General features: G+C 63.4%; 6 protein-coding genes. 4 read left to right on the top strand and 2 right to left on the bottom strand.

Going from position 1 to position 5,608, the window contains the following annotated elements; genetic code table 11:
* Positions 1 to 761 (bottom strand): aliphatic sulfonate ABC transporter substrate-binding protein (locus PMN64_RS41610; protein ID WP_411784955.1); only part of this gene is annotated, 761 nt, incomplete at its 3' end.
* Between the two features lie 217 nt (positions 762 to 978).
* Positions 979 to 2,184, bottom strand: a complete 1,206-nt coding sequence (locus tag PMN64_RS41605; RefSeq protein WP_411784954.1) for an LLM class flavin-dependent oxidoreductase — start codon at positions 2,182 to 2,184, stop codon at positions 979 to 981.
* 218 nt (positions 2,185 to 2,402) lie between these two features.
* Here PMN64_RS41605 and PMN64_RS41600 point away from each other — a divergent pair, with 218 nt between their 5' ends.
* From PMN64_RS41600 to PMN64_RS41585, 4 genes are all read left to right on the top strand, one after another.
* The gene (locus tag PMN64_RS41600) at positions 2,403 to 3,512 is read left to right on the top strand and encodes an ATP-dependent RecD-like DNA helicase (protein ID WP_411784953.1); all 1,110 of its coding nucleotides are present in this window, start codon (positions 2,403 to 2,405) and stop codon (positions 3,510 to 3,512) included.
* Positions 3,513 to 3,902: 390 nt separating this feature from the next.
* Positions 3,903 to 4,619: a peptide-methionine (S)-S-oxide reductase MsrA gene (msrA, locus tag PMN64_RS41595; RefSeq protein ID WP_411784952.1), complete on the top strand. Its 717-nt coding sequence runs from the start codon at positions 3,903 to 3,905 to the stop codon at positions 4,617 to 4,619.
* A 21-nt stretch (positions 4,620 to 4,640) separates the two neighbouring features.
* Positions 4,641 to 5,054 carry a peptide-methionine (R)-S-oxide reductase MsrB gene (gene msrB, locus PMN64_RS41590; protein ID WP_411784951.1) on the top strand — a complete coding sequence of 138 codons (414 nt, stop codon included), beginning with the start codon at positions 4,641 to 4,643 and terminating at the stop codon, positions 5,052 to 5,054.
* A 196-nt stretch (positions 5,055 to 5,250) separates the two neighbouring features.
* On the top strand, positions 5,251 to 5,415 hold the full coding sequence (locus PMN64_RS41585; RefSeq protein ID WP_016844323.1) for a DUF3309 family protein: 165 nt from the start codon (positions 5,251 to 5,253) through the stop codon (positions 5,413 to 5,415).
* The last annotated feature ends 193 nt before the right edge of the window (positions 5,416 to 5,608 follow it).

Here is a 5,608-nt window from a genome sequence, read left to right as displayed (position 1 = left end):
AGCGATTTGGCGACCTCGTCGGGATGCGCCTGCGCCCATGCCGCGCTCGATGTCGTGACATCGACGATCTGCTGCAGGATCGCGCCGCGATTGCGGGCGAAGTCGCGGTTGGCGATGTAGAACGAGTTGGTCTTGGTGATGTCGCGCGTCTTGACCAGAATGCGGCCGTTCTGCTTGGTCTCGGCGATCGCGAAATACGGATCCCAGATCGCCCAGGCATCGATGCCGCCATTGGCGAAAGCAGGACCGGCGTCCGGCGGCGTCAGATAGACCGGCGTGATGTCGTCATAGGTGAGCCCGGCCTTCTCCAGCGTCTGGATCACGACGTTATGGGCGCTCGATCCCTTGGTGAAGCCGACGCGCTTGCCTTTGAGATCGGCGATTGACGTGATCGCCGAATTCTGCGGCACCAGGATGCCGGAGCCGTTGATGATGGGCTGAGCCGCGGCATAGACGATGGCGGCGCCCGCGGCCTGCGCGAAGATCGGCGGGGAATCGCCGACCGCGCCGTAATCGACGCTGCCGACATTCATCGCTTCCATCATCGGCGGGCCCGAGGAGAACTCGACCCATTTCACGCTGATGCCCTGCGGCTTGAAATGATTTTCCAAGGCCTCGCGCTGCCGCGTGATAACGAGCACGCCGTTCTTCTGATAGCCGATACGAATTTCCTTCGCGTCCGCCTGCGCCTGCGCACCGCGTGACAGCGCAGCGGCGGCGGCTGTGACGAGCGACAGCTGGAGGAACTCACGACGCTTCATTCCAAGACTCTCCTGACGATCAAGCGCGCTATCGCGCTGCACGATCATGCGATGTCAGGATGATGGGGCGCGCGAATGAAGCTGTCGAGCACCGCACAAAAATAGCGATGCCAGCACTTCGGTGCAGGCATCGCGCGTGCCGTTTCTTTTAAGGCACGGATCGCATGTAGCGAATTATTTTCCTCACGGAAACGCGAGGTCGCCGCACAACAATCGATCAGCCCGCGGCGGCGGCCTTCGAGCCGACATTGACCGCGAGTTTACCATAGCGGTCCGTGAACGCCTGGGTGTCGATCTCCTCGAGCTGGATCGAGCCGTCGAGCACGCCCTTCTTCCAGGCATCGTGCTCGGGATCGTGCTGGAACTCCGGCATCACTTCCTTGGCGAACAGCTCGAGCGACTCGCAGATGTGCTCATGCGTGTTCTTGCCGGCCTGGTTGAGCAGGATCACCTGGTCGATATGCGAGGCGCGGAAGCGTCGCAGCTTCTTGCGCAAGGTCTCGGGCGAGCCGATCAGGCCGCCGCGCAGCGCGGCCTCCTGCGCCTCCGGATTGTCGCGCTTCCACTTGTTGTACTCGTCCCACATGTTGACGGTGCCGGGTGCCGGCCGCTGCCGGTTCTGCGCCTGGCCGTAATAGCGCAGCGCGAACTGGAAGAAGGTCGCGCCGTCGGCGCGCCGGCGCGCTTCCTCGTCGGTCTTCGCGCACATGAAGAACGAGACCAGCGCCATGTTGGGATTGATCTCGTAGTCGGCGAGCTTGTTCAGCCGCTTGGTGATCGCGTTGTAATAGGCGTGCACCCAGGCATGCGCCGCCTCGGCGCTGACGAACTGAAAGCCGAGCGCGCCAAACCCATTCTGCCCGGCGCGTTCGATGGTCGGCAATTGCGAGCACGCCATCCAGAGCGGCGGATGCGGCTTCTGCACCGGCTTCGGCACGACATTGCGCAGCGGGATATCGAAATAGTTGCCGTGATGCTCGGTGCCGACCTTGGTGAACATCGGGAAGATCGCCTGCACGGCTTCCTCGAACACCTCGCGCTTGGTCTCCATGTCGCGGCCGAACGGCGTCAGCTCGGTGATCGAGGCACTCTCGCCCATGCCGAACTCGCAGCGGCCATTGCTCAAGAGATCGAGCACCGCGACCCGCTCGGCGACGCGGGCGGGATGATTGGTGGTGAGCTGGAAGATGCCGTGGCCGAGCCGGATGTTCTTGGTGCGCTGGCTCGCGGCGGCAAGGAAGGATTCCGGCGCCGGCGAGTGCGAATATTCCTCGAGGAAGTGGTGTTCCACGACCCAGGCGTAGTCGTAGGCGAGCCGGTCGGCGGTTTCCAGTTGCGTCAGCGCGTTCTGGTAGAGCCTGAGCTCGTCGCCGTCATTCCAGGGGCGCGGCAGTTGCAGCTCGTAAAAGATGCCGAATTTCATGAAGTCACTCCCAAGGTCGCTTGCTCGACCACTTGTCGTGGTCCCGACCGCTTGTTGTTTTGGGGCAGTCTAGTGGCGCCCCGGATCAAGTCTAGCCTCGGGGGCGAAACCTCAATTCCGCGCAGCGGGAGACGGCTTGATCGGAACGCATGAATGTTTAGCTTGTGCTGGCCTGAGTCGCGGCGCTATCGGTCGCGCGCTCACTCTTCCGAAAGCTCATGACCACCTTCACGCCGCATCAGGACACTGCGCTGAAAGCCGTCGCCGACTGGCTGAAGGCCAAGCCCGGCAAGGGCGGCACGCCGCCGGTGTTCCGCCTGTTCGGCTATGCCGGAACCGGCAAGACCACGCTCGCCCGTCACATCGCCGAAGGCGTCGACGGCGAGGTGAAGTTCGCGGCCTTCACCGGCAAGGCGGCGCTCGTCATGCGCAACAAGGGTTGCGACAGCGCCTCGACGATCCATTCCCTGATCTACCGCGCCCGCGAGTCCGGCGTCGAGCAGCCGAGCTTCGAGCTCTGGGACGACGCGCCAGCATCAAAGGCCAAGCTGATCGTGATCGACGAGTGCTCGATGGTCGATGCCGAGCTCGGCCGCGATTTGATGTCGTTCGACTGCCCGCTGCTGGTGCTCGGCGATCCCGCGCAATTGCCGCCGATCCAGGGCGGCGGCTTCTTCACCGATGCCGAGCCCGACGCGATGCTGACCGAGGTGCATCGCCAGGCACAGGACGATCCGATCGTGCGGATGTCGATGGATATCCGCGAGGGCCGCGAGCTCGAGATCGGCCGCCACGGCGAGAGCGAGGTGGTGTCGCGCAAGGAGCTCGATCCGGACCGCGTGATGAGCGCCGACCAGGTGCTGGTCGGCCGCAACAACACCCGCCGCGCCTACAACATGCGGGTGCGGCAGCGGCAGAACATCGAGGATCCGCTGCCGGTTGCCGGCGACAAGCTGGTCTGCCTGCGCAACAACCGCAAGAAGGGCCTGTTCAACGGCGGGCTGTGGCGGGTCAAGGCGCGCGCGCAGTCGAAATCCAAGATCATCACCATGCGCGTGATGCCGGACGAGGATTTCGGCTACAAGGTCACCAAGGTCTCGGTGCGCGGCGAATGCTTCGACGGCGGCGTCGAGGGCGTGCCGTGGGAGCAGCGCAAGCCCTATGACGAGTTCGACTACGGCTACGTGCTGACCGTGCACAAGTCGCAGGGCTCGCAATGGGACGACGTCGTGCTGTTCGACGAGAGTTTTGCATTTCAGGACAGCCGTGCAAGGTGGCTCTACACCGGGATCACGCGGGCAGCGAAGCGTCTGAGTATCGTTGTGTGATCGTCCCGCAGGCGTCGACGTCATCCTGACAGCAGGTGAGTGTATGACTCGCAGGCGGCACCGACATTCAGCGTCGTCCTGGCGAAAGCCAGGACCCATTACCCCGGCTGCTTGTTGTTGCGGGACGCTGGGGCCGCGATCCCGCCTAAAAGTACGTTTCGTGATTATGGGTCCTGGCTTTCGCCAGGACGACGGGCGTGGAGACGCCGCGGGCAAAAATCCATCACCGTCATCCGTGAACCTCGCTGATTTCCCTCACGAAACCGTGTGGCCGGCGCCGTAACAAAACGCCCCCTCGCCCGTATTTTGAAGCGTCGGAGCCGCCGGCCTGATTGGCCAATGCCGGCTCCCGCTCTAGACTGGCCCCACTTGCGATCCCACGAGGAACCCATGCCCAAAAGCTCCCTCAGCCGCCTCTCGCTGTGCGCCGCCGCGATCGGCGCGCTGGCCGTCACAGCTTTTGCCGTTGCGCCCTCGCTTGCCGCCGAGGACGCCGTGGTCATCCCGCCGCCGGCCGCGAGCGCGCCGGAATCCGGCATCAAGACCGCGGTGCTGGCCGGCGGCTGCTTCTGGGGTGTGCAGGGCGTGTTCCAGCACACCGCCGGCATCGTCAGCGCGGTGTCCGGCTACTCCGGCGGCAGCAAGGCAAACGCTGATTACGAGAAGGTCTCGACCGGCACGACCGGCCATGCGGAATCGGTCGAGATCAAGTACGACCCGCAGAAGATCTCCTACGGCAAGATCCTGCAGATCTTCTTCTCCGTCGTGCACGACCCGACCCAGCTGAACCGGCAGGGCCCGGATTCCGGCACGCAATATCGCTCGGCGATCTTCACCACCAGCGACGAGCAGAAGAAGGTCGCGGACGCCTATATCGCCCAGCTCAACGCGGCCAAGGTCTACAAGAAGCCGATCGTCACCAAGGTCGGCGCGCTGGAGGCGTTCTATCCGGCGGAGGGCTACCACCAGGACTATCTGACACTGCACCCGAACCAGCCCTATATTGCCTATAACGACATCCCGAAGGTCGAGAACCTGAAGAAGATCTTCGCGGAGACTTACATCGAGAAGCCGACGCTGGTGGGCAGCACCAAGGTCACCAACTGAGCATCTCGCAAAGGAGGTTGAATGTCCGATACCAAGACCGACGGCAAGGTCCGCAAGAGCGAGGCCGAGTGGCGCAAGGAATTGACGCCGATGCAGTACGCCGTGCTGCGCGAGAAAGCGACCGAGCGGCCCTTCACCGGCGAATACGAGCATGATCCGCGCAAGGGCACCTATGTCTGCGCCGGCTGCGGGCAGACGCTGTTCGAGTCCGACCAGAAGTTCGATTCCGGCTGCGGCTGGCCGAGCTTCTCCAGGCCCGCGATCGAGAGCCATGTCGACGAGGAGCGCGACATGAGCCACGGCATGATCCGCACCGAGGTGCTGTGCTCGAAATGCGACGGCCATCTCGGCCACGTCTTCAACGACGGCCCCGGCCCGACCGGCCTGCGCTACTGCATCAACTCGGCGGCGCTGAAGCTCGACGAGAAGAAGTAACGGCGCCCACCGCGCCGCGCCCCACGCGACCAACAGGCCGGTCGCGTGGGGCTTTGTTTTGGCTCCGGCCCCCGGCAACATCCTCGTGATCGACTGACGGCCTTAACGACTCGCAGGCCGGAATGTGCTTTGCTTGGTATTCGCGGGGCCGTAGGCGTCTCGCCGTGCGGCTGCCGCCTGTTCTGAGGAGGGCGCCATGTCGCTTGGACTGATCCTCATCATCCTTCTGCTGATTATCCTGCTGGGCGGCTATAGCGGCCGAATTCGCGGCTATGGCTATGGCCTCGGCCACTCCGGAATGGGCCTTTTCGGGGTGATTTTGATCGTGGTCGCGATCCTGGCCTGGCTCGACAAGATTTGAGCGCCATAAGTCATTGAAACAAAATGACTTATCTGGCCGATGCCCGTGCTATGCGCGGATTCAGCATGTGCCCTGTCAGGGGCTCTTCTGGGGTCGCATTTTTGTCAAAGAGGCCTATATTAGGGGTCGAAATGACATGTACGGCGCGCCGCCGATAATAGGCCGCCGTCCCCCAAAATCCCTTTCGCAACGC

It is taken from the genome of Bradyrhizobium sp. UFLA01-814 (assembly GCF_046718885.1).
Lineage (GTDB): Bacteria > Pseudomonadota > Alphaproteobacteria > Rhizobiales > Xanthobacteraceae > Bradyrhizobium > Bradyrhizobium elkanii.
This window is presented reverse-complemented; position numbering and strand designations above follow the sequence as displayed.